This is a genomic window from Mycobacterium sp. WMMD1722, assembly GCF_049315205.1.
In the GTDB taxonomy this organism is placed as follows: domain Bacteria; phylum Actinomycetota; class Actinomycetes; order Mycobacteriales; family Mycobacteriaceae; genus Mycobacterium.
Window position 1 is genome coordinate 4,209,964 of record NZ_CP186056.1, and the last position, 24,011, is coordinate 4,233,974.

Annotated in this window: 24 protein-coding genes; 10 read left to right on the forward strand and 14 right to left on the reverse strand. The window is 68.9% G+C overall.

Features of this window, described 5'->3' with window-relative positions; translation table 11 throughout:
* Positions 1-55: 55 nt before the first annotated feature.
* Positions 56-892 (forward strand): MBL fold metallo-hydrolase, encoded by an 837-nt coding sequence (locus tag ACN27E_RS20190; protein ID WP_422744129.1) that lies wholly within the window; start codon positions 56-58, stop codon positions 890-892.
* A gap of 16 nt (positions 893-908) precedes the next feature.
* Here ACN27E_RS20190 and ACN27E_RS20195 read toward each other — a convergent pair whose 3' ends face one another.
* Together ACN27E_RS20195 and ACN27E_RS20200 are read right to left on the reverse strand one after the other, a co-directional pair.
* The gene (locus tag ACN27E_RS20195) at positions 909-1,643 is read right to left on the reverse strand and encodes a class I SAM-dependent methyltransferase (RefSeq protein ID WP_422744131.1); all 735 of its coding nucleotides are present in this window, start codon (positions 1,641-1,643) and stop codon (positions 909-911) included.
* A gap of 11 nt (positions 1,644-1,654) precedes the next feature.
* Positions 1,655-2,011, reverse strand: a complete 357-nt coding sequence (locus ACN27E_RS20200; RefSeq protein WP_422744133.1) for a hypothetical protein — start codon at positions 2,009-2,011, stop codon at positions 1,655-1,657.
* Between the two features lie 117 nt (positions 2,012-2,128).
* Here ACN27E_RS20200 and glpK point away from each other — a divergent pair, with 117 nt between their 5' ends.
* Positions 2,129-3,595, forward strand: a complete 1,467-nt coding sequence (glpK, locus tag ACN27E_RS20205; protein ID WP_422750005.1) for a glycerol kinase GlpK — start codon at positions 2,129-2,131, stop codon at positions 3,593-3,595.
* A 4-nt stretch (positions 3,596-3,599) separates the two neighbouring features.
* On the opposite strand, the gene ACN27E_RS20210 is transcribed toward glpK, so the two are convergent.
* The 6 genes from ACN27E_RS20210 to ACN27E_RS20235 form a co-directional block, all read right to left on the reverse strand.
* On the reverse strand, positions 3,600-4,472 hold the full coding sequence (locus tag ACN27E_RS20210) for an oxidoreductase (RefSeq protein ID WP_422744134.1): 873 nt from the start codon (positions 4,470-4,472) through the stop codon (positions 3,600-3,602).
* A gap of 30 nt (positions 4,473-4,502) precedes the next feature.
* Positions 4,503-5,636 carry an MFS transporter gene (locus tag ACN27E_RS20215; protein ID WP_422744136.1) on the reverse strand — a complete coding sequence of 378 codons (1,134 nt, stop codon included), beginning with the start codon at positions 5,634-5,636 and terminating at the stop codon, positions 4,503-4,505.
* A 133-nt stretch (positions 5,637-5,769) separates the two neighbouring features.
* Positions 5,770-6,486, reverse strand: coding sequence for a PadR family transcriptional regulator (locus ACN27E_RS20220; protein ID WP_422744137.1), 717 nt, complete (start codon positions 6,484-6,486; stop codon positions 5,770-5,772).
* An 82-nt stretch (positions 6,487-6,568) separates the two neighbouring features.
* A complete protein-coding gene (locus tag ACN27E_RS20225) occupies positions 6,569-7,099 on the reverse strand; it encodes a PadR family transcriptional regulator (protein WP_422744139.1) in 531 nt (176 codons plus the stop codon).
* Between the two features lie 60 nt (positions 7,100-7,159).
* On the reverse strand, positions 7,160-8,713 hold the full coding sequence (locus tag ACN27E_RS20230; protein ID WP_422744141.1) for an NCS1 family nucleobase:cation symporter-1: 1,554 nt from the start codon (positions 8,711-8,713) through the stop codon (positions 7,160-7,162).
* 99 nt (positions 8,714-8,812) lie between these two features.
* A complete protein-coding gene (locus ACN27E_RS20235; RefSeq protein WP_422744143.1) occupies positions 8,813-9,529 on the reverse strand; it encodes a GntR family transcriptional regulator in 717 nt (238 codons plus the stop codon).
* A gap of 98 nt (positions 9,530-9,627) precedes the next feature.
* Here ACN27E_RS20235 and ACN27E_RS20240 point away from each other — a divergent pair, with 98 nt between their 5' ends.
* Entirely contained in the window at positions 9,628-10,965 is a 1,338-nt protein-coding gene (locus ACN27E_RS20240) for a carotenoid oxygenase family protein (RefSeq protein ID WP_422744145.1), read from the forward strand.
* A gap of 3 nt (positions 10,966-10,968) precedes the next feature.
* On the opposite strand, the gene ACN27E_RS20245 is transcribed toward ACN27E_RS20240, so the two are convergent.
* Positions 10,969-11,742, reverse strand: a complete 774-nt coding sequence (locus tag ACN27E_RS20245) for an RDD family protein (protein ID WP_422744146.1) — start codon at positions 11,740-11,742, stop codon at positions 10,969-10,971.
* Between the two features lie 27 nt (positions 11,743-11,769).
* Between ACN27E_RS20245 and ACN27E_RS20250 the strand changes: the two genes are divergently transcribed.
* Positions 11,770-12,762: a stage II sporulation protein M gene (locus ACN27E_RS20250; protein WP_422744147.1), complete on the forward strand. Its 993-nt coding sequence runs from the start codon at positions 11,770-11,772 to the stop codon at positions 12,760-12,762.
* Here ACN27E_RS20250 and ACN27E_RS20255 read toward each other — a convergent pair whose 3' ends face one another.
* Genes ACN27E_RS20255 through ACN27E_RS20275 form a run of 5 tightly spaced genes read right to left on the reverse strand, consistent with a single transcriptional unit; the run spans position 12,763 to position 18,052 of the window.
* Entirely contained in the window at positions 12,763-14,088 is a 1,326-nt protein-coding gene (locus tag ACN27E_RS20255) for a DUF58 domain-containing protein (protein WP_422744149.1), read from the reverse strand. It abuts the gene before it with no gap.
* Positions 14,088-15,050, reverse strand: coding sequence for an AAA family ATPase (locus tag ACN27E_RS20260; RefSeq protein WP_422744151.1), 963 nt, complete (start codon positions 15,048-15,050; stop codon positions 14,088-14,090). Before ACN27E_RS20260 ends, ACN27E_RS20255 begins: the two co-directional genes overlap by 1 nt.
* Positions 15,047-16,213, reverse strand: coding sequence for a DUF4350 domain-containing protein (locus ACN27E_RS20265; RefSeq protein ID WP_422744153.1), 1,167 nt, complete (start codon positions 16,211-16,213; stop codon positions 15,047-15,049). Before ACN27E_RS20265 ends, ACN27E_RS20260 begins: the two co-directional genes overlap by 4 nt.
* Complete coding sequence (locus ACN27E_RS20270; protein WP_422744155.1) at positions 16,210-16,860, reverse strand: DUF4129 domain-containing protein; 651 nt, start codon at positions 16,858-16,860, stop codon at positions 16,210-16,212. The genes ACN27E_RS20265 and ACN27E_RS20270 overlap by 4 nt, the downstream gene beginning before the upstream one ends.
* Position 16,861: 1 nt before the next feature.
* Positions 16,862-18,052 carry a glycerophosphoryl diester phosphodiesterase membrane domain-containing protein gene (locus ACN27E_RS20275; protein WP_422744156.1) on the reverse strand — a complete coding sequence of 397 codons (1,191 nt, stop codon included), beginning with the start codon at positions 18,050-18,052 and terminating at the stop codon, positions 16,862-16,864.
* Positions 18,053-18,103: 51 nt separating this feature from the next.
* Between ACN27E_RS20275 and ACN27E_RS20280 the strand changes: the two genes are divergently transcribed.
* The 6 genes from ACN27E_RS20280 (at position 18,104) to ACN27E_RS20305 (ending at position 24,010) form a co-directional block, all read left to right on the forward strand.
* Positions 18,104-18,568, forward strand: a complete 465-nt coding sequence (locus ACN27E_RS20280) for a GatB/YqeY domain-containing protein (protein WP_422744158.1) — start codon at positions 18,104-18,106, stop codon at positions 18,566-18,568.
* Positions 18,569-18,871: 303 nt separating this feature from the next.
* Positions 18,872-20,104 carry an urea ABC transporter substrate-binding protein gene (gene urtA / locus ACN27E_RS20285; protein WP_422744160.1) on the forward strand — a complete coding sequence of 411 codons (1,233 nt, stop codon included), beginning with the start codon at positions 18,872-18,874 and terminating at the stop codon, positions 20,102-20,104.
* A 10-nt stretch (positions 20,105-20,114) separates the two neighbouring features.
* Complete coding sequence (ureB, locus tag ACN27E_RS20290) at positions 20,115-20,825, forward strand: urease subunit beta (protein WP_422744162.1); 711 nt, start codon at positions 20,115-20,117, stop codon at positions 20,823-20,825.
* Positions 20,825-22,540 (forward strand): urease subunit alpha, encoded by a 1,716-nt coding sequence (gene ureC / locus ACN27E_RS20295; protein WP_422744164.1) that lies wholly within the window; start codon positions 20,825-20,827, stop codon positions 22,538-22,540. The genes ureB and ureC overlap by 1 nt, the downstream gene beginning before the upstream one ends.
* Before the next feature lie 11 nt (positions 22,541-22,551).
* Positions 22,552-23,166 carry an urease accessory protein UreG gene (ureG, locus tag ACN27E_RS20300; protein ID WP_422744166.1) on the forward strand — a complete coding sequence of 205 codons (615 nt, stop codon included), beginning with the start codon at positions 22,552-22,554 and terminating at the stop codon, positions 23,164-23,166.
* A gap of 4 nt (positions 23,167-23,170) precedes the next feature.
* Positions 23,171-24,010 carry an urease accessory protein UreD gene (locus ACN27E_RS20305; protein ID WP_422744167.1) on the forward strand — a complete coding sequence of 280 codons (840 nt, stop codon included), beginning with the start codon at positions 23,171-23,173 and terminating at the stop codon, positions 24,008-24,010.
* Position 24,011 lies beyond the last annotated feature (1 nt).

The window sequence follows — 24,011 nt, forward strand, 5'->3', positions numbered from 1 at the left end:
GATGCTAGTGACGGAGAACGCGAATAACGGGGTGGTTGGGGGGTAGCTCGCCGGGGTGGACATCACCGTCACCTTCATCGGCAACGCGACCACGTTGATCACCGCGGGTCCGGATCACGGCGATGAGCGCTCGCGCGAAGAGCAGATAACACTGCTGACCGATCCGAACTTCCTGCACCGCGGGGAACACGCCTACCTGGGCTACGGCCTGCTGTCCAAGCGGCTGCACGGCCCGGCGCTGGACATCGATGCCCTGCCGCCCCTGGACGCGGTGGTGCTGTCCCATATGCACGGCGACCACTGGGACCGGCGCGCGCAGGGCGGACTCGACCAGGCGTTGCCGGTGCTGACCACCCCGCATGCGGCCAAACGGCTGGTGCGCCGCGGGTTCGAGCACTCCGTCGCGCTGACCACGTGGCAGAGCCACACGATCACCAAGGGGACCTCGACCGCGACCGTCACCGCACTGCCCGGTAGGCACGCACCCACCCCGGTCGACCGGTTCCTCCCCGCGGTGATGGGGTCGATGGTCGAATTCGCCGGTTCCGACGAACCGGCCCGGCGGCTCTACATCTCCGGGGACACCCTGCTGATCGAGGAACTCGACGAGATCCCGCGCCGGTTCGCCGACATCGACGCCGGCATCGTGCACCTGGGCGGCACCCGGTTACCGTTCGGCCGCCATCTGCCGTTCGGGCTGACGGTCACCATGGACGGCCGGCAAGGCGCCGGGGTGGTGGACCTTCTCGACCTGCCCAAGGTCATCCCCGTGCACTTCAACGACTACGGCGTCTTCGCCTCACCGCTGTCGGACTTCCTGGCCGAGATGGCCGGTCGCGGTCTGGCCGAACGGGTGGTCGAACTGGGCCGCGGCGCGTCGGTCACGCTGTAGCTGTCAGATCCCGTCCTCAGGCTCGGTGCGCCACCATCACCTGCGGCGTCAGCACCCCGCCGCGCAGTTCGACCTCGATCCGCGGGTCGGCGTGGGCGGCCAGCGCCCGCAGCGCCGATGGGCTGTAACTGCGCAGCGAACTGATGACACCGTCATGGACGAACGGCACGAACGGGGCCAACGGAAGCATGGTCGCCAGCCGCATCAGATGCAGCGGTGCCGGCGGTCGCGGGAGATCGATGACGAGCAGCTTGTCGGCGACACGAGTGCCTTCGGCAATGGCCCGCGCGGCCGGCGCCGGCGGCAGGTGGTGGAACGATAGCGCGAACACCGCGAGGTCGAAGGCGCCGTCGGCGGCGTCGATCGCGGTCGCGTCCATGACCCGGATCTCGGCGCGGCGGTGACTGCCCAGTTCACCGGCGGCCATCTCGGCGACCGACGTTTCGTCGAGGTCGGTGACGGTGACCTTCGCGGTCGGATGCGATTCGAGCACCTTGGCCGACAGCGCGCCGTGTCCGGCGCCCAATTCCAGCACCGTCGGGTCGGGAACGTCGGCGATCTCGGCGAGCGCGACCGCCGCGAAGCGGTCGTGGTTGCCGAAGACGTCGCCGGTCCACCGCAGCGCCCCGACGACGCTGCGTTTGCGCGCCTCGGCTGCGGCATCTCCGTCGGCATCGCGGTCGAGGTATTCCAACCGGCCCGTCTCCAGCCGCCGGTCCAGACACGACGCCTTCGGCCCGCCGCGGGGCATCCGTTCGATGTTCAGGACGGCGGCCCGATCAGCACGAGCGGCGGACGTCCGCCGGGCATGGTGAACAGCTCGGGGATCACGGGCCGTTCGGTCGGCACCTTCGCTCCGTCCTGGTAGACCAGCGTTCCCGAATAGCTTCCGTTGTCGTAGGTGTCGTAGTAGAACCGGCCCTCGACGATGTACTGGCAGACCGCATGTGGCGCATCGCCGTCGACCCACAGGCCGCCGAACTCGCGGGATTCGCACACCGTGCGGGGGTCGCCGGCCGGCACCGCGGGAGCCGGGTCCGCGTGCGCCACGGCGGTCAGCACGAGGGGAGTGGCGAGGGCGGCGACTGCGCACATGGCCGCGGTATGAATGACCGGCACCACGCGCACTCTAGCGTTGCCGCCGTGCGGCCAGGCCGTGTTCGGCATGATGGATCGGTGGCCGAATCCGCAGAGTTCGTAGCAGCCATCGATCAGGGCACCACCAGCACGCGGTGCATGATCTTCGACCACGACGGCGCCGAGGTCGGCCGCCACCAGCTCGAACACGACCAGATCATGCCGCGGGCCGGCTGGGTCGAGCACAATCCGGTGGAGATCTGGGAGCGCACCGCCTCGGTCCTGATGTCCGCGCTCAACACCACCAAGTTGTCCGCCGGCGATCTGTGCGCGCTGGGCATCACCAACCAGCGGGAGACGTCGCTGGTGTGGAACCGCAAGACGGGGCGGCCGTACTACAACGCGATCGTCTGGCAGGACACCCGCACCGACCGGATCGCCTCGGCGCTGGACCGCGACGGGCGCGGCGACGTCATCCGCCGGCGGGCCGGACTGCCGCCGGCCACCTATTTCGCGGCCGGCAAGGTGCAATGGATCCTCGAGAACGTCGACGGGGTCCGCGAGGCGGCCGAGCAGGGCGACGCCATCTTCGGGACCGCCGACAGCTGGGTGCTGTGGAATCTGACCGGCGGACCGCGCGGTGGTGTGCACGTCACCGACGTCACCAACGCCAGCCGCACCATGCTGATGGATCTGGAGACGCTGGACTGGGACGACGAACTGCTGTCGTTCTTCGGCATCCCGCGCCGGATGCTTCCCGAGATCAAGCCCTCGTCGTGTCCGGACTGCCATGGCGTCACCCGGGCCGACGGTCCGCTCGGCGGCGAGGTTCCGATCACCGGCATCGTGGGCGACCAGCAGGCCGCGATGGTCGGGCAGGTCTGTCTGGACGTCGGCGAGGCCAAGAACACCTACGGCACCGGTAACTTCCTGCTGCTCAACACCGGGGAGAAGATCGTCCGCTCGGACAACGGCCTGCTGACCACGGTGTGCTACCAGTTCGGGGACGCGAAACCGGTGTACGCGCTGGAGGGTTCGATCGCGGTGACCGGATCGGCGGTGCAGTGGCTGCGCGATCAGCTGGGCATCATCAGTGGCGCCGCCCAGAGTGAGGCGCTGGCCCGCCAGGTCGACGACAACGGTGGGGTCTACTTCGTGCCCGCCTTCTCCGGGCTGTTCGCCCCGTACTGGCGGTCGGACGCCCGCGGCGCCATCGTCGGGCTCTCCCGCTACAACACCAACGCCCACGTGGCGCGCGCGACGCTGGAGGCGATCTGCTATCAGAGCCGCGATGTCGTCGACGCGATGGAAGCCGACTCCGGTGTGCACCTGGAAGTGCTCAAGGTCGACGGCGGCATCACCGCCAACGACCTGTGCATGCAGATCCAGGCCGACGTGCTCGGCGTGGACGTGGTGCGCCCCGTCGTCGCGGAGACCACCGCCCTCGGCGCGGCGTATGCCGCCGGGCTGGCCGTGGACTTCTGGTCAGGGCCCGACGATCTGCGGGCCAACTGGCAGGAGGACAAGCGGTGGACGCCGCAGTGGGATGACGAGGCGCGGGGATCGGCTTACGCCGGCTGGCAGAAGGCCGTGCAGCGCACGCTCGACTGGGTCGACGTCGACTGACTCGCTAAGCCGCGGCGTCGAGTTCGCGCTTGGTCTCGGCGTCGAGCTCGATGTCGCGCACCGCGGTGTTCTCCTCGAGGTGCGCCACCGACGACGTGCCCGGGATCAGCAGCACATTGGGCGCCACGGTCAGGGTCCAGGCCAGCGCGATCTGCGCGGGCGTCCGCCCGAGCTTGTCCGCCTCCCGGGTGACAGCGGGGTGGTTCAACACCGGATTGTCCGCGGTGAAGCCCGAGCCCAGCGGGAAGAACGGGACGAACGAGATACCGCGTTCGGCGGTGAGATCCAGCACCGGCTGCGCGCTGCGATCGACGAGGTTGAAGAGGTTCTGGACGGTGACGATCTCGGTGCGGTCCAACGCGATCTGCAGATGCTCCACCGAGATGCTGGACAGCCCGATGCCGTCGATCAGACCTTCGTCGCGAGCGGCGATCATCGCCGTCAGCTGCCGGTCGTAGAGCTCGCGATTGACGGGGCCGACGGCGCTGGGGTCACCGGAGTGGATCCGCAGGTTCACCGCGGCCAGCCGGTCGACGCCGAGGGTGCGCAGATTCTGTTCGATGTCGGCGCGCAGGTCGTCGGGCTCCTGTGCGGAGGTCCAGTTGCCCTGGTCGTCGCGGCGGGCGCCGACCTTGCTGACCAGGGCCAGGTCGGCCGGATAGGGATGCAGTGCCTCGCGGATGAGTTCGTTCGACACATCCGGCCCGTAGAACTGCGCGGTGTCGATGTGATTGATGCCGAGCTCGATCGCGCGCCGCAGCACCGCGATCGCCTGGTCGTGGTCGCGGGGTGGACCGAAGACACCCGGTCCGGGGAGCTGCATGGCGCCGAAACCGACGCGGCCGACGGTGTGGGGGCCGAGCGAGTAGGTCTGCATAGTCCCTTACTACAAGAAAGCGGCGCGGTTTCATCCGCGTTCAGCCACCTGTGCGTCGGCGTGCACCGGCACCACCGGCGGTGCGGCGAGCGCGAACAGGGCTGACGCGGCGAAGGCGAGCGGGTAACCCGCGACGGCGATCAGCGCCCCGAACAGGGGCGGGATACCGGCCGCAGTCACCATCTGCCCGGTGTACTGCACGCCGATCGCCCGTCCACTCCAGTAGGGGCCGGCGCGTTCGGCGATCGCGACGTAGGCCAGTCCGTTGTCGGTCACCGTGATCACCGATGCGACGATCACGACGGCGACGCTCACCGGAGACCCGAAGTGGTCGGTCAGGCCGAGCACCAGCATGCTCAATGCGGCGGCCACCCCGATGGTGCGGATCGGGCGCAACCGGGCGCCGATGTAGTCCGACCAGTGTCCGGCGGCGACCCGCCCCAGCGCGCCGAGCAGCTGCGCGACGACCACCACCGCGCCGGCCGACGCGGCCGACCACCGGCGGTCGGCCATCAGCCACACCAGGGTGAACGTCCACACCACGCTCTGCGGAACCACCAGCAGCATCGACGCAAGATGTATGCGCCACAACACCTTCGATTCGCGGTAGGGGTTGACTCGGTGATGTGCGGGGGCCTCGGACCTGGGTGGTCGCGGCGGATCCAGCACGGCCACCGCGCAGGCGATGGCGGTCACCGTGCACAGGGCGGCGGGAAACAGCAGTGCCGCGGCGATGCCGTACCGGTGCGCGAGGTGAGGAATCACCATGGCCGCCAACGCGACTCCCAGCGGCGCCGCTGTGTGGCGGATCCCCATGGCCAGGCCGCGCCGCTGCGGCGGGAACCACCCCACCACGATCCGGCCGCTGGCGGCGTTGTTGCTCGCCGCGGCCATGCCGGCGAGGAAGAGAAAGGTTCCGACGGCGAACAGGGAGTCGGCCAGCGCGGCCGCGAAGGTGACCGCGGCGGTGAGTCCCAGGCCGGCGGCGAGCACGACCCGCTCACCAACCCGATCCACCAGGTAACCCCAGCTGATGATGGTCACTGCGACGCCGAGACTCGGCATCGCCGAGATCAGCCCAGCCTGCGCCAGATGCAGGCCGAGGTCGAGATGCAGCGCGGGGATCAGAAATGCGGCGCCGTTGATGACCACGTTGGCGCTCATCGTCGCAATCAGGCCGAGAACCAGCATCGACCAGCGCCGCAGCGTACTGATCGTCTCGACGGAAACGGCCGTGTGGTTACGCAGAACTCAATTCTTGCCAATACTGCGCGTGCACACGGCCGTTTCCGGTCGATCACTCCTCGCCGAGAACGCCGTAGATCTCGCGGCGGGCGTTGTTGAGGATGTCGGCGATCCGCGCCTGCTGCTCCTCGCTCGCCGCGTGTGCGGACTGGGCGACGGCGCCCATCAGCTGCCCGACGGCGCTGCGCAGGTTCGCGTGCCCGGGGGGCACGTCGTCGGCGATCTGTTCCCACGGCGGGGTCTCGATCTTCTCCGCCGCGGTCCGGCCGTCGTCGGTGAGCTCGAACAGTTTCTTGCTGCCGTCGGTCTCGGTGCCGGCGATCAGGCCCTCGTCGACCAGCAGTTGCAGTGTCGGGTACACCGAGCCGGGGCTGGGCTTCCACAGCCCGTTGCTGCGTTCGGCGATCTCCTGGATCATCTCGTATCCGTGCATGGGCCGTTCGGCCAGCAGGGTGAGGATCGCGGCCCGGACGTCACCGCGCCGGCCGCGGCCACCGCCGCGACGGCCCCGCGGGCCGCCCGGGCCGAAGCCGAAACCGCCGCCCGGGCCGAAGCCGGGCAAGCCGGGGCCGAAGCCCGGACCGAACGCGGCGCCGAAGCCCGGACCGAAACCGGGACCCGAGCCCGGACCGAAGCCGGGATGGTGTTCGCGCAGGTGTTCGCGGAAATCGCGGCGCGCCTGCCTGCGGTGCTGATGAAACGCCCGGCGATCGCCGGAGCCGAATCCGAAACCGAACTCGCCCGGGGGCGAGGTGAATGGGTTGGTCATGGGGAAATCCTTCGTTGACGGGAAGCGCCTCGTGCACTTCCGATGTGTCAACGATATATCGGAAACTATCGCGATGCAACGTTCAGTGGCCGGCGAGGGTCCGGTCCAGATCGGCCAGCACATCGTCGGCCCATTGCGCCTCCATCGCTCGCACCCGCAGTCCGTACTCCAGCGCCGCCCGGCCGTAGAACGCCGCCTCGTCTTCGTCCCAGGTCAGCGAATCGCGCAGCGTTTCGAGGCGGCCGCGTTCGGCCCTGGCGTGGTCGGCCAGCGCGCGCAGATGGCGTCGGGCGTCCCCGGGCGGGATCTCGGCCAGCAGGAAGATGCGCAACAGGGCGGCATTGCGGATCGGCGGATCGTCCTGGGGGCTGGTCACCCAGCGGACGAGCTCGGTGCGGCCGGCCGCGGTGACGGCGTACTCCTTGCGTCCCCGGGCACCGACATCGGTGACCTCGATGAGCCCGGCCTCGGCGAGTTTGTTCAGCTCGCCGTACAGCTGACTCTGCGTCGCCGGCCACACGTTGGCCATCGACTTCTCGAAACGGCGGAGCAGGTCGTATCCGCTGCCGGGATGCTGGGCGAGCAGGCCGAGCGCCGCGATTCGCAAACTCACCGGCTCAGGGTACGGCCGGACATTCCACTTGTGGACGGTCCCACACGGCGGTGTCCGGCCTCAGGAGACGACGGTGGCGCCCTGGGCGACGCGCAGCGCCGTCATCCGCCACGGCCCGTGCAGGGCCAGCACGTAGTAGATCGCGAAGGCGACCCCGCAGCCGATGAACCAGCTGTACTGGGCGGCCCCGGCCATCCCGAACACCGTGCCGCCGAGCAGGACCGGGATCACGGCCAGCAGGGCGCCGACCACCGTGGCCGTGACGGCCACCGGGTTGTAACCCTTCGCGTACCAGTAGTTGCCGCTCGCCGACATCGTGAAAAGGTCGTCCACCACGATCTTCTGCTTGCGCACGAGGTAGAAGTCGGCGATGAGGACGCCGAACAGCGGGCCGATGAACGCGCCGAGGGTTTCGAGCGTGTAGTGAATGACCTCCGGATTGCTGTAGAGGTTCCACGGGGTCAGCAACACCGAGCCGACGGCGGCGATCATGCCGCCCATCCGCCAGCTGATCCGCTGCGGGCTCACGTTGGAGAAGTCGAAGGCCGGCGAGATGAAGTTGGCCACGATGTTGATCCCGATGGTGGCAATGCTGAAGGTCAAGGCGCCCAGGACGATGGCGGTCACACTGTCGATGCGGGCCACCGTCTCGACCGGATCGGTCAGCAGCTCCCCGAACACCGGGACGGTCGCCGCCGCGGTGATGACCACCAGCAGCGAGAACATCAGGAAGTTGACCGGCAGGCCGAGGAAGTTGCCCCGCTTCACCGCCTGGAAGCTCTTGCCGTAGCGGGCGAAGTCGCCGAAGTTGAGCATCGGGCCCGAGAAATACGAGACCACGAGCGCGATCGCGCCGAGCATGACCACGATTGTGTTGCCCTGCTTCTCGCCGCCCAGCGAGAGGCTCACGTGCCACCCGGATTTCCACAGCAGGTAGCCGCACAGGATGAACATCACGACATAGACCGCGGGACCGCAGAAGTCGATGAACTTGCGGATCGATTCCATCCCGCGCCAGAACACACACGCCTGCAGCACCCACAGCACCATGAAACTGCACCAGCCCAGCAGCGACAGGCCGGTGAACCCGTACTCGTCGACATCGGCATACGGCGCCAGGCCGGGAAACAGCTTGAGTAGCACCACATCCAGCGCCGCGGACGCGAGATAGGTCTGGATCCCGTACCACGCGACCGCGATCAGGCCGCGGATGATGGCCGGGATGTTGGCCCCCAGCACACCGAAGGCGCTGCGGCACACCACCGGATAGGGAACCCCGGCCTGCTGACTCGGTTTCGCGACGAGGTTGCACAGCAGGTTGACGATCACGATTCCGACCAGCAGGGCGATCAGCACCTGCCAGCTCGCCAGCCCGAGCGCGAACAGGCTGCCCGCCGTCACATAGCCGCCGACGCTGTGGACGTCGGACATCCAGAACGCAAAGATGTTGTACGACGACCACGACTGCTTCACCAACGGAGCGAGATCCTCGTTGGTCAGGCGCGGGTCGTAGTGCTCCTTGATCAGGCCGCTGCCCACCGGATGCCCGGAAGCCTCGACGATGTCACCGGCGCCGACGACGGCGCCGGGCGGCAGATCACGGATGTCTGTCATGTCAGCGTCCTGTTCCACAACCGTTCAGGGGAAGGTTAGTTACAGGGAAATTAGCGCCGGGATATTTCACCGCGATTGCACGCAGAATATATTCTCGGCTCAGTCCGTCGGGTCGCGCATCACCAGTCCGGTATCGGCGGGCAGCGACGTGACCGCGGTGTTGAGCCGCCGGTTGTGCACGGCGCTGGCCTCCAGCAGGGCCGTCTCGTCCGCCCGTAGATAGGCGTCGAGCATCAGCTGGTGGTCCTGTTGCAGCAGCGCCCGCTGGACGGGTTCGACGTGCACCATCAGCTGCACGGGTTCGGTGATGTTCCAAGCGGTTTCGAGCATGTGCAGCAGACGCAGCATCCCCGCCGGCCGGGTGAGGCCGAGGTGAAAGGCCCGGCTCTGACGGTGATAGGTGTACGAATCGTCCTCGCGCACGGCCTTTTCGAGCACCTCGTGGACGTCGAGGATGTGCCGGCGGTCCGCCTCGGTGGCCAGGTGCACCGCCGCGGCCAAGGCGGCCGATTCCAGGGTCTCCCGGACCAGATACATCTCGGCGAGTTCACCCGCGGTCAGCTGGGCGACCGAATAGCCGACATTGACGTGGTGGGCCACGAGTCCCTCCGCGGTCAGCGTCTTGAGGCTCTCCCGGATCGGGATGGTGCTGACCCCGAACAGTTCGGCCACCTCGGTGACCGGGATGGCCGTCCCCGGCGGCACCCCACCGTCGAGGATCACCCGGCGCAACTCGGCGAGGATGGCCTGCTGACCGGTGCCCGCCCGATGACCGGCGAGCCGGGACAGCAGTGCGGACGGGCGGCGGGAGGGCATCGGTCGATCTTCCTCCACGGGCGGTGACTCAGCACATTCCACTATTGACATGTCATTGCTGGACTGTGATGCTGGACTCATAGTGGCGAGGAGGCCCCATGACCGATACGACCGACATCGCGGACACCCCCGGCCTGCCCGGGGAGGGACAGTTCTTCCAACGGGGCAACTACGCGCCCGTGTCCGACGAGCTCACCGCATTCGATCTGCCCGTCGACGGACAGATCCCGCGCGACCTCGAGGGCTGGTATCTGCGCAACGGTCCGAACCCGCGCCAGCCGACCGCCCACTGGTTCACCGGCGACGGCATGATCCACGGGGTACGCATCGAACACGGTCGCGCGGCGTGGTACCGCAACCGATGGGTACGCACCGAGAGCTTCGACGACCACTTCGGGGTGTACAACGAAGACGGCAGCCGCAATCTGCATTCCAGCGTGGCCAACACCCACGTCGTCAACCATGCGGGCCGCACGCTCGCGCTCGTCGAGTCGTCGCTGCCCTACGAGATCACCACCGATCTGCAGACGGTCGGGGCCTACGACTTCGGCGGCCGACTCGTCGACTCGATGACCGCCCACCCCAAGATCTGCCCGACCACCGGTGAGCTGCACTTCTTCGGCTACGGCAGCCTGTCGGCCCCGCACGTCACCTATCACCGGGCCGACGCGGACGGGGAGTTGACGGTCAACCGGCCGATCGACGTCCCGGCGCTGACGATGATGCACGACTTCGCCATGACCAGCCGGCACGTCGTCTTCATGGATCTGCCGATCGTCTTCGATCTCGATGCCGCGATGAGTGGTTCCCGCGATATGCCCTACCGCTGGGACGACGACTACGGCGCCCGCTTCGGCGTGCTGCGCCGCGACGACCCGTACGGCACGGTGCGCTGGTTCGACATCGATCCCTGCTACGTGTTCCACGTCGCCAACGCCTACGAGACCGGCTCGACGCTGGTGCTCCAGGCTGTCCGCTACCCCGAACTGTGGCGCGACTCCGGCGGATTCGACGTCACCGCGGTGATGTGGACGTGGACGATCGATCTGGACACCGGTGCGGTGACCGAATCGCCGCTCGACGAGCGCGGTGTCGAATTTCCGCGCATCGACGAACGGCTCGCGGGATTGCCGGCTCGATACGCCGTGTCGGTCGGCGACCACCGCCTGGTGCGCCACGACCTGTCCACCGGCGCGGCGGTCGAGCACGTCTTCGGCGACGCCGACGGGCCGGGAGAGGCCGTATTTGTGCCTGCCGCAACGGGTTCTGCCGATGAGAGCAACGGCTGGTATCTGACCTACGTGTACGACGCCGAACGCGATGGCAGCGATCTGGTGATCCTCGACGCCGCCGACTTCGCCGCACCCCCGGTAGCGAAGATCGCGCTGCCGCAGCGTGTTCCGTACGGCTTCCACGGCAATTGGATCGCGGGGTAGGTTCTAGTGTCCGTCCCGCTGGGACGGCGCCGCCAACCGCGCGAGTTCGCGTCGATGCCGTTCGGCGAGCACCGCCGCGAGGAGATACTGCGGAGGTGTGCCCGGCGGCGGGGGCGGCGAGATACGGGCCGCCACATCGGCGGCGATCCGGTGTGCCATCTCGTCGCGCAGCTGCGGGTCCAAGTGTGCTGCCCGCGAGAGGAACTGACGCGACACCTCGACCTGTTGGGGGTCCAGGCCCGACAGCTGCAGCGACGACGCCCACCAGGCCAGCGCGGGCGGCATCGACGGCGGCGGGACGGTGCGGGCCGAACGCTCGCTGATCACCACGGTCCCGGCGAAGACGTCACCGATGCGTTTGCCCTTGGGGGAGAGCAGACTGCAGATGACCGCCGGTCCGCCCATCAGCGTCCAGAGCTCGATGAACCCGGCCAGAGCACGAAACAGCGCCTGTCGGAACCGCTCCGGGCCACCGTCATCGGAGACCACCCGTAGTCCCAGGACGATCTTGCCCAGTGTCCGGCCGCGCGTCGCGGTCTCGAACACCACCGGATAGCCGACCAGGCACAGCACCGTGAAGATGATCAGCACCGCCGTCGACAGCGCCTCGTCGAATCCGGTGAGGGTCATTGCCCACAGCGCGATCCCCAGCACGTACGCGATGACCACCACGACGACGTCGATCAGCACCGACAGCGTGCGCACCGGCAGTTGGGCGATCTGCACGTCGAGAACCACCGCGTCGCCGGTGACCACCGGTTCGGGCTGGGACACCATACGGTCACGCTACTAGGCTCGGACGGCGTGGACGTCGATGCATTCGTGCTGGCCCACCGCCCGGCATGGGACCGGTTGGACGCGCTGATCAAGCGTCGCCGCCGGCTGTCCGGCGCCGAGGTCGACGAGCTGGTGGATCTCTACCAGCGGGTGTCCACCCACCTGTCCATCGTCCGTTCGGCGTCCACCGACGCCGTCCTGGTCGGGCGGCTGAGCGCTCTGGTGGCCCGGGCACGCTCGGTCGTCACCGGCGCACACGCCCCGCTGTGGCGCGAGTTCACCCGATTCTGGACGGTGTCGTTCCCGGTCGTCGCCTACCGCGCCGGACGGTGGTGGCTCGGCACCGCCGCCGCCTTCCTGGTCGTCACCGTGGTCATCGCCATCTGGGTGGCCGGCAACGCCGAGGTGCGCGACGTCATCGGAACGCCGGCCGACATCGACCAATTGGTCAACAACGACTTCGCCGCCTACTACAGCGAGAATCCGGCCGGATCGTTCGCGCTGCGGGTGTGGGTGAACAACGCCTGGGTGGCCGCGCAGTGCATCGGCTTCGCCATCCTGCTCGGCCTGCCGATCCCATACATCCTGTTCCAGAACGCCGCGAATCTCGCGGTGGTGGCCGGTCTGATGTTCGAGGCGGGCCGGGGCGACGTCTTCCTCGGTCTGCTCACTCCGCACGGTCTGCTCGAGCTGACGGCGGTCTTCCTGGCCGGGGCGGCCGGTATGCGGCTCGGGTGGATGGTGATCGCGCCGGGACACCGTCCGCGCGGCCAGGTACTCGCCGAGCAGGGACGCGCGGTGATCGCGGTGGCCGTCGGCCTGGTGGTGGTGCTGTTGATCAGCGGCCTGATCGAGGCGCTGATTACCCCGTCGGGACTACCGACGGCTGCCCGGGTCGGCATCGGTGTGGCTGCCGAGATCGCCTTTCTCGGCTACGTGGTGCACTTCGGTCGCAAAGCTGTACGGGCCGGGGAAACCGGCGATGTCGACGATGCACCCGACATCGTGCCGACGAGTTGATTACCACCGGCCGGTGGCCTTGAGCGCGAGATAGTGATCGGCGAGCGCCGGCGCCAGGCGCTGTGGCTCGGCGTCGACCACCTCCACGCCGCCACCCCGGAGGCGGGCCGCGATCGCCCGCCGATCGGTGCGCGACCGTTCGGCGGCAGCAGCGTCGTACACCGCGGCGGCGTCGCCGCGCCCCGATGCCAGCACGTCGACACGCGGGTCGGACACCGCGGCGATCAGCACGTGGTGACGGCCGGCGAGCTGGGGCAGCACCCGCAGGAGCCCCTCGTCGAGCGCCGAGGTGTTCAGATCGGTGAGGACGACGACCAGTGCGCGGCGCCGCGCCCGTCGCTGGATCGCCGAAACCATGGCGGTGGAATCGGTTTCCACGAGTGCGGGCTTCAGCGGCGCCATGGCGTTGACCAGGTGGGCGAGTAGATCGGTGCGGGTGGCGTCGAATACGGCGGTCCGCATGGTCCGGTCGTGGGCCAGGAAATCGACGCGGTCGCCGGCGCGCACGGCCAGCGCGGCGAGCAGCAGCGCGGCATCCATCGACCAGTCCAATCGCGGCCAGCCGGTCGCCGGGTCGGAGCCGGTCGGATCGACCCCCACCCGGCCCGCCGAGGTGCGACCGGTGTCGAGCACGATCACGATGCGTTGATCGCGTTCGGGCCGCCAGGTGCGCACCACCACGTCGCCGCGCCGCGCCGTGGCCCGCCAGTCGATGGAGCGCACGTCGTCGCCGGCGACATACTCGCGCAGCGAGTCGAATTCGGTGCCCTGGCCGCGGATCAGGGCCGGTGTCGCGCCTTCGAGTTCGCGTAGCCGGGCCAACCGTGACGGCAGATGCCGACGCGACAGGAAGGGCGGCAGGATCCGGACCGTGCCCGGCACCCGGTGACGGCCCTGGCGCCCAGCCAGGCCGAGGGGACCCACCGCGCGCACGGTGACCGCAGCCGACCGCAGATCACCGCGCCGCACGGGATGCAATCGGGTCGACACCGACATCTGTTGTCGAGCAGCGAGGTTCAGCGGGTGGGAGAGCGGCGTCCCCCGCCCGCTGGGTGGCCAGGCATCCCGGATCCGGCCGCGGATGCGTCGCCGCCCGCTGTTGTGGACCGTGAGCACGGCCGCCACCGGCTGGCCGAGCCGGGCCGCGTCGTCCCCGGAGCGCGTCAGGCGCACGGCACGCACATCCGCGGCCAGGGCGACATCGACGGCGACCAGGACGACGCCGGCGGCCAGCAGCACGAGGAACACCGGCCCCGGTGCCGGTGCGAGGGCGATCGGGATGACACCCAGCAGCGCCAGCAGGCCGGCGCGACCGGTGAGGACCACTAGCGGGGGACGGGCACGGCGGCGAGGATGCCGTCGAGCACGCCGTCGGGATGAGCGCCCTCGAGTTCGGCCTCCGGGCGCAGCGCGATGCGGTGCCGCAGCGTCGGGCGGGCCATCGCCTTGACATCGTCGGGGGTGACGTAGCCGCGGCCCGACAGCCAGGCCCACGACCGTGCGGTCGCCAACAGGGCGGTGGCGCCGCGGGGGGACACCCCCAGCTGCAGCGCCGGCGAGCTGCGGGTCGCCGCCGCGATGTCGACGATGTAGCCGAGCACTTCGCCGGCCACCCGCACCTGCGCCACTGCCGCCCGGCCGGCGGCGAGCTCGGCCGGGCCGGCGACCGACCGCACCGCCGAGAGATCCCGCGGGTCGAATCCCCGGGCGTGCCGGTCCAGGATGGCGATCTCCTGATCACGCGGCGGCACGGCGACGGTCAGTTTGAGCAGGAACCGGTCCAGCTGAGCCTCGGGCAACTGGTAGGTGCCCTCGTACTCGATCGGATTCTGGGTGGCGGCGACGATGAACGGATCGGGTAACGGCCGGGGCTCACCGTCCACACTGACCTGACGCTCCTCCATCGCCTCCAGCAACGCCGCCTGGGTCTTGGGCGGTGTCCGGTTGATCTCGTCGGCCAGCAGCAAATGGGTGAACACCGGACCGGAGCGGAACTCGAACTCCGCGGTCCGGGCGTCGTACACCAGCGAACCGGTCACGTCGCCGGGCATGAGGTCGGGAGTGAACTGGACCCGCTTGAAATCCAGCTGCAGCGCCGCGGCCAGCGTGCGCACCAGCAGCGTCTTCGCCACCCCGGGAACGCCTTCGAGCAACACGTGACCGCGGCACAGCAGCGCGATGACCAGACCGCTGACCACCGCGTCCTGCCCGACCACCGCCTTGGCGATCTCCTCGCGCAGGGCGAGCAGTGCGTGGCGGGCGGAGTCCGGGGATGCTGGCTCAGTCACGATGCGGCGACCTGCCTTTCGATGTCGTCGAGGTGGTTGGCGAGGGAGATCAGGTCGGTGTCCGACGTCGGCGGTGGACCGAACAGCGTGTGCCAGAGCGCATTCGGATCGGCGCGGCAGCGCTGCGCAGTGGCCGCCACGATGGCCGGTGGCTCGGCACCCGCGTCGAGTCCGAGCCGTGGGATGAGCCGCTGCACCGTCGCGGTGCGCAGGGCGTCGGCGGCGCGGTCGCGCGCACGCCGCGACCGGTAGAGCCGGCCCCGGCCCTCGACGGTCTCCGACGCCCGCACCACCACGGGAAGCTGTTCGGTGACCAGCGGTCCGAGCCGGCGGCCGCGCCACACCGCCACGACCACCACCGCCAGCGCGAGCTGCAGCAGGACCCAGGTCACCTGTGCGGGGATGAGGTCGCTGATCGTGGCGTCGCCGACGGCGTCGCCCTGGCGCTGCTGGGGGGCGAACCAGATCACGCGGGGGCGGTCGCCGGCGAGATTCATCGCCAGTGCGGCGTTGCCCTGACGTGTCAGACCGCGGTTGGTGAGAAAGTCCGACGTCCCGACCACGGTGATCACTCGTCCGTCCGACCGGTAGCGGACCAGCACCCCGGCATAGCAACGCGTCAGGGTCACCCCGTCGGCCATGGTGTCCGGATCGGCCCGGTAGGTGTCGGACGTGCCGAATTGGACGGTCCCGGCGCGGTCGGCTTCGCGCAGGTCGCAGTCGGGCTCGGAGGCGTAGGCGCGGAGACCGTCAGTGCGCAGTCCGGGCGCCAGGACCTCGCGGGTCCGGGACACGGGTTCCACGAGCAGTCGGTCCCCGGGGGCCTCGGCCAACCGGCGCAGTTGGTCGGGGTCGGTCAGATGGAACGTCTGCGCGAGCACGATGAGGGTGTCGGCGCGGGCGGCGCGTTGCACATCGGCGACGCTGTCCGCCTCGACCACCTCGACACCATGCTCGCGCAGCAGGGTCACCAACGCTTGCGCACCCTCTGGTGATGTCGACTGCGGATCCATCGGGCCGCCGTCGCGCGGCGCGGTGAAGTAGACGCCCGCGGCCGCCACCGCGGCCAGCAGCAGGACCGTCAGCAGCACCCAGCGGCCGGTGCGCCAGCGCTGGGCGAGGGTGGGACCGACCTCGGCGGTCGCGGTCGGCGTGGCGCTCACCGCACCTGCGCCCAGTCCGGTGCGGCCGGCCGATGCTCGGATGCGGCGGCAGGTACCGGCATCGACGAGTCCAGCCGGTCGTCGAGGCCGGCGACGAGCCGGTAGCCGGCCCGATCGCCGGGGCGGCCGCCGTAGGTGACGTCGTTGAAGAGCGTTGCCGCGCTGCGCAGCTCGTCAGCCAGCGAGGGGATCAGCGGGCTCGCATCGCGGGCCAACTCGGTCGCCGTGCGGCCCGGTACCGGCTGCAGGGCGCCGGTTTCCTCGAGCGCGCGGGCCACCGCACGCAGACGATGCCGAATCGCCAGCGCCCAGTCTTCAGCCGCGGCATACCGTTCGGCGATCGCGCGGTGCTCGGCGGCGCCGAGTTCCCCGCCGTCGAACAGCGCCGTCTCGCCCCGCGCCGTGCGCAGGGTGCGCGACGCGATGCGCGCGGCCACGATGACGGCCACGGCCAACAGCGCGAGCAACACACCCATCGTCAGCCAGCCGCCGGGCACGGTCGAACCCGCCTGCGCAATGCGGTACAGCAGTTCCTCGAACCACTGCGAAAGCTGATCCGACCACGAACCTTTCGGGTAGATCGGCTTGTCGAGTTCGCGCTGTGCCGCGTCGCGGGCGGCGTCGCGGCCGATGTCTATCGTGGGCACGTCACGGGTGCCGGGTCAGCCACAGGTGGTCGGTCGAATCGGCAGGTGATCCGTATGCGGACGCGGCGCCGGTCTGCAACACCAGGTCGAACGCCTCGGCCCGCATGCGGCGGTCGGTGTAGAGCAGGACGACCACACCGGCGCTGAAGGGTGCGGTGACGATCTGCCCGACAGCGCCGCCGAAGGCCACCAGGACCAGGCCGAGGACGGCGGTGCCGGTGGAGTCGGCGGTGGTGGTGAGCAGCTGACCGCCGAAGCTGAACGGGACGGTGACCGCACCGGCGATGACACCCGCCGCCAGCGAGGCCAGCAGCCAGATCCCCAGAACGCGCCAGAAGTCGTTGCGCACCAGGGCGAACGACCGCTTCACCGCATCGACCACGTCGAGGCGCTCGAGGACGATCAGTGCGGGGGCGAACAGGATCGCCGTGGCGACGTAGATCGTCACCACCAGGCTCAGCAGGGTCAGCACCGCGCCGACCAGAAAAGCCACCACACCGCCACCCGCCACGGCCGCCACCACGATGACTGCGACGACGACCGCCACCAGCGCGACGACGGCGACCGCCTCGAGCAGGGTGAACCCGATCAAGGTGGGCAGGCGGCCCTTGAGCCGCTGCCAGGCTTCACCGATACCGATGTCACTGCCGAACACGGCTCGTCCGACCACCACCGTGAGCAGGCCGCTGAGCACGATGGCCGCCAGCGCCGTCGGGATCGCCGCGGCCATCGCCGATCCGGTCAGTGCGACGAAGTCACCGCCCGACATCACATCACCGCTCATCGCGGGAACCACTGTGCCGCTGGTGATCAACGGGATGACGATCTGCAGGAGCACGGCCAGGATCTGGGCGACCACGACGACAGCGGCCGTCAGCCCGAGCGTCGCCTTGGGGTTGCGGCGGATGTAGTTGACGGCGCCGTTGAAGATGTCGGACAGGATCAGCGGCCGCAGCGGAATGACACCTGGCTGCAGCGTCCCGTAGGGCGAGCCGCCGGGCCGCCAGCCGTATCCCGGCGGCGGGTAACCCGGCGGTGGACCGTAACCGGGCGGTGGACCGTAACCCGGCGGTGGACCGTAACCGGGCGGTGGCGCGTAGCCGGGTGGTGGACCGTAGCCGGGCGGCGGGCCATAGCCGGGCGGCGGGCCGGCCTGACCGAACCCGTCGGCGTCATTGGTCATGATCACCATCCTGTCGATGACCGTCGTAAATGACAACGCTTCCGGCGTAGCGTCGAAGCCATGGCCGATCTCAAGGAACAGTTGCGCGCAGACCTCACCACGGCGATGAAGAGCCAGGACAAGCTGCGGACGGCGACGCTACGACTGCTGCTGGCCGCGATTCAGACCGAAGAGGTCGCCGGCAAGGAATCGCGCCCGCTGTCCGACGAGGAAGTGCTCAAGGTGGTGGCCCGGGAGTCGCGTAAGCGGGCCGAGGCGGCAGAGGTCTACACGCAGAACGGACGCGGTGAACTGGCGGCCAACGAGCAGGCGGAGGCGCGGGTGATCGACGACTACCTGCCCACGCCACTGACCGAGGCGGAGGTGGCCAACGTCGTCGACACCGCCATCGCGCAGGTCGCCGAGCAGTTGGGGCAGCGCCCGTCGATGAAGCAGATGGGCCAGGTCATGAAGGCCGCCACCGCGATCGCGGCGGGTAAGGCCGACGGCGGCCGGTTGTCGGCGGCCGTGAAGGCTCGGTTGTAGGGAGATTTGCTGGGAGGCTGATTCCCCGGTCGGGGACCCGGGGAGGCGATCGCATGGGCGTGCCCATCCGGCGTGGTCCATAGCGCCTTCCTGTGACGTTGCTGTTAACGGCCAGTGACAGTTCATCACGTCTTCACCTGCGAGATCGCCTCTCGCCTGCACCCGATCCGTCGAGTTGACAAGCGTCGGGTGCCGGATAGATTTGTCCACATTCGTCTACTGTCAATACACAGAGATTCATGTGAGGCAACTTTGATCGAGTGCGGCTACCGTCGACTGTCCTTTGCCAGATCCCGGCGTTCCGTGACGTGGGGGGCGATCGCGCTGACCGCGGCGCTCGCCCTCACCGCGTGCGGATCCCGCGCGGGGGAGGAGAATGCAGGCGCGCCCGCCGCGTCGTGTGTGGACACCTCCGGTCCGTCGATCAAGGTCGGCGCCATCAACTCACTCTCGGGTGCCACGGCGATCAACGAGACCGTGATCCGCGATGCCATCGTGTTGGCAGTCGACGAGATCAACGCCTCGGGCGGGGTGCTCGGAAAGCAGCTGGACCTGATTGCCGAAGACGGCGCCTCGGAGCCGACGGTCTTCGCCGAGAAGGCCAACAAGCTGATCAACAGCGACTGCGTGGCGGCGGTGTTCGGCGGATACACCTCCGCCAGCCGCAAGGCGATGCTGCCGGTCTTCGAGGACAACAACTCCGTGTTGTTCTACGGCCAGCAGTACGAAGGCCTCGAGGACTCGCGCAACATCTTCTACACCGGCGCCACGACCAATCAGCAGATCATCCCCTCGCTGGACTATCTCAAGCAGCAGGGCGTCAAATCCCTCTACCTGGTCGGCAGCGATTATGTGTTCCCCCGGACGTCGAACGCCATCGTGCGCAAGTACGCCGAGGCCAACGGCATCGAGATCAAGGGCGAGGACTACGCACCGCTGGGGGCGACCGACTTCTCGACGATCGTGAACAAGATCCGCACCGCCGACGCCGACGCCGTGTTCAACGTGGTGGTGGGTGACTCGCTGGTGGCGTTCTTCCGCGAGTACACCAACGCCGGGCTCAAAGCGGCCGATATGCCGGTCATGTCCATGTGCGTCGGCGAGGAAGAGGTCAAGAGCATCGGCGTGCAGAACACCGACGGGCAACTCGCGGCGTGGAACTACTACCAGACGTTGGACACACCGGCCAACAAGGACTTCGTCGCGGCGTTCAAGGCCAAATTCGGAGCCGACCGCGTGACCTCGGATCCGATGGAATCGGCCTACACCGGGGTCCATCTGTGGAAGGCCATCGCGGAGAAGGCCGGGTCGTTCGATGTACCCGCCATCCAATCCGCCGCGGGCGGAACGACATTCGACGCCCCCGAGGGGCTGGTCACGGTGGACGGGGAGAACCACCACATCACCAAGACGGCCCGCATCGGTCAGATCCGTTCCGACGGGCTGATCTACCAGGTATGGGACTCCAAGACGCCGATCGAACCCGATCCCTATCTCCAGGGATACGAATGGGCCGGCGACATCGCACCGAAGTAGCGGCGCCACCATGCATCTCACTCCGAAAGACGAGGATCGGCTGCTGCTGTTCCTGGCCGCCGAACTGGCGCGCAAGCGTCGGGCCAACGGGTTACGACTGACCTATGCCGAGGCGCGGGCGCTCATCGCCGACGAGGTGGTCGAGGCCGCCCGCGCCGGTGCCAGCGTGTCGGAAGCGGCCGCGGCGGGCGCATCGGTGCTCACCGATGACGACATCCTGCCCGGTGTCGGCGCGCTGATCGGGACGGTTCAGGTCGAAGGCTTCTTCGACGATGGTCAGAAGCTGGTGACCATCCACGACGCGATCCGGCCCGGGACCGGCGCCGCCGACGATGAGGACGGGCCGACACCCGGGGAGGTGCTGGTCGCCGACGGCGAGATCGAACTCAACGCCGGCCGCGACAGCGCGCAGGTGGCTGTCGTGAACACCGGCGACCGGCCGATCCAGGTGGGCAGCCACTTCCACTTCTTCGAGGTCAACCGTGCGCTGCGCTTCGACCGGGCGGCGGCGTTCGGCATGCACCTGGACATCGCGTCCGGCACTGCGGTGCGCTTCGAACCGGGTGAGGAGAAGGAGGTGGCGCTGACGACGTTCGGTGGCGCCCGAGAGATCACCGGGCTCAACGACATGACCAATGGCCCGGCCACCGGTGCGGTGCCCGCGGACATGCTCACTGCACTGCGCGACAACGGATTCGAAGACGGCGAGGTGAGCGGCTGATGGCCGTCCGGATCTCACGGCGGCATTACGCCGAACTGTTCGGACCCACGGTCGGTGACCGGGTCCGGCTGGCCGACACCGAACTGCTGGCCGAGGTCGAACACGACTCCTGTGTGTACGGCGACGAAGCGGTGTTCGGCGGAGGCAAGACCATGCGCGAGGGCATGGCGGTGCACAACAGCATCACCAACGCCGCCGGCGCACTGGACTTCGTCATCACCAATGCGCTGGTCATCGATCCGGTGCTCGGAATCCGCAAGGCGGACATCGGGATCAAGGACGGTCGGATCGCCGGAATCGGCAAGGCCGGCAACCCCCAGACGATGGACGGCGTCGACCCCGATCTGATCATCGGGGCGGGCACCGACGTCCGGGCCGGCGAAGGCATGATCGCCACGCCGGGCGCGATCGACGTGCACGTGCATTTCGACAGCGCGGGTCTGGTGGACGAGGCCATCTCCAGCGGTATCACCACCATGATCGGTGGCGGGCTCGGTCCGGTCACGGTGGGTATCACCTCGTCCGGGCCGACCAATCTCGCACGGATGTTGCATGCCGCAGAGGCCTTCCCGATGAACTTCGGCTTCCTCGGCAACGGCAGCGCCGCGGATACCGCACCGCTGATCGAGCAGGGCCTGGCCGGCGCGATCGGCTACAAGATCCACGAAGACTGGGGCGCCACCCCCGCGGCGATCCGCGCATCGCTCGACGCGGGTGACGAACTGGGCCTACAGGTGCAGATCCACACCGACACGCTCAACGAAGCCGGCTTCTACGAGGACACGATGCGCGCCATCGCGGGCCGGGTGATCCACACCTATCACGCCGAGGGCGCGGGCGGCGGGCACGCGCCGGACGTGATGCGGGTGGTGGGCGAGGCGCACTGTCTGCCGTCATCGACGAACCCCACCAACCCGTACACGCTCAACACTTTCGACGAGCACCTCGACATGGTGATGGTGTGCCACCATCTGAATCCCCGCATTCCGGAGGACGTCGCATTCGCCGAGTCGAGGATCCGGCGCGAGACCATCGCGGCCGAGGACGTGCTGCACGACCTCGGTGCGATCTCGGTGATGGGCTCCGACTCTCAGGGCATGGGACGCATCGGTGAGACCGTCGCGCGTACCTGGCAACTCGCATCCCACATGCGGGCCACCCGGGGTGCACTGCCCGCCGACGAGGGCACCGGCGCGGACAACGCCCGCATCCTGCGCTACATCGCCAAGCTCACCATCAACGCGGCCCGCATGTTCGGTATCGACCACGAGGTCGGCTCGTTGGAACGCGGCAAGCTCGCCGACATCGTGCTGTGGGAACCGAAGTTCTTCGGCATCCGACCGGAGGTGGTCTTCAAGGGCGGTTTCCCGGCCTGGTCGGTGATGGGCGAGGCCAACGCATCGTTGATGACCTGTGAACCGCTGCGTTATCGGCCGCAGTGGACCGCCTTCGGTAAAGGCCCCGCCGACGTGTCGGTGAACTTCGTCGCCCAGGCGGCCATCGACGCCGATCTCGGCGGCCGGCTCGGTCTGGCCACGCCGCTGCGGCCCTGCCTGGGCGCGCGCGGCTTGAGCAAGGCCGATCTGCTGCACAACGACCATCTGCCGCACATCACCATCGACCCGGACACCTACCGCGTCGAAGTGGACGGTGAACTGTGCACCAGCACCCCGATGACCCGGGTCCCGCTGGGCCGCCGCTACACGATCAAGTAGGAGGAACACCGATGAGTGAGGCGGTGCGGATCGGCATCGGGGGACCGGTCGGATCAGGTAAGACCCGGCTGGTGGAGCGGCTGGTGCCGCTGCTGCGCGAGGCCGGCGTCGACGTCGCGGTGATCACCAACGACCTGGTCACCGACGAAGACGCCCAGCGCGTGCGCCGCAGCGGCGTCATCGACCCCGACCGGGTCCTGGCCGTGGAAACGGGCGCCTGCCCGCACACCGCCATCCGCGAGGATCCGTCGGCGAACCTGGCGGCGGTGCTGGAGCTGGAGCGCGGCTTCCCTGGACTCCAAGCGGTGCTCATCGAGTCCGGCGGGGACAATCTGGCCGCCACCTTCACCTCGGATCTGGTGGACTACTGGATTTTCGTCATCGACACCGCGGCCGGTGACGACATCCCGCGCAAGAAAGGCATCGGACTGCTTCAGGCAGATCTATTGGTGGTCAACAAGATCGACCTGGCACCGCTGGTCGGGGCCGATCTCGGCCGCATGCGGTCCGACTGTGCCGTGGCGCGGCCCGACAAGCCCACCGTGTTCACCGATCTGCACGCCGGCACCGGCCTCGACGAGGTGTTCAAGACCGTGTGCCATGGTGCGATGCTCAGCCCGGCCTGACGCGATGAGCACCGGTGTCCTCGAGCTCGATCTCGTCCGCGGCAGCGGCGGCCGCACCCGGATAGCCCGGCTGAGGCACCAGTTCCCGCAGCGGGTCACCGTGCCGATGTACCTCGACGAGGACGATCCCGGCCGCGCCCACCTGTGCGTGCAGAACCCCAGCGCCGGTGTCTTTCCGGGCGACCGGTTGCGCACCCGCGTCCATGCCGGCCCGGGCGCCGCCCTACATCTGACGGCGCAGTCCGCGGCACAGGTCTTCGCGCCGCACGCCGGCAGCGACAGCGATCACGCCACCGCGGAGGTCGACATCACGGTGACGGCCGGCGCGAGCGTCGAGTACGTCCCCAAGAACGTCATCCCGCATGCGGGTTCGGACTATCGCCAGTCCACGACGCTGACCGTCGAACACGGCGGCGTCTACGTGGGCTGGGAGTCGTTGGCCGCGGGGCGGATCGGACACGGCGAGCGCAACCGGTACCGGCGCTGCGAGATGCGTACCGTGGTCACGGTCGCGGGGCGCACGCAGGTGCGTGACCGTCTGCTGCTCGAGCCGCCCGCCGTCGCCGGCGCGGGTCTGCTGCACGGGCAGGATTACCTGGCGACGCTCATGGTCGTCGCGCCCGCCCACGACGTGGACGATCTGCTGGTGGCGCTGCGCGCCGAAGCCGCCGAGCACGGGGCGATCCGATGCGGGGTGAGCGCACTTCCCGGTGGTGTCGGGGTGATGGCCCGGGTGCTGGCCGACCGAGCCCCCGCACTGACCCGCATCGAACGCGCGATGCGTTCGGTCACCACCCGCCGGTTGACCGGCCGGACCGGCGGCCCGGCGATGGTGAGGATGTGAC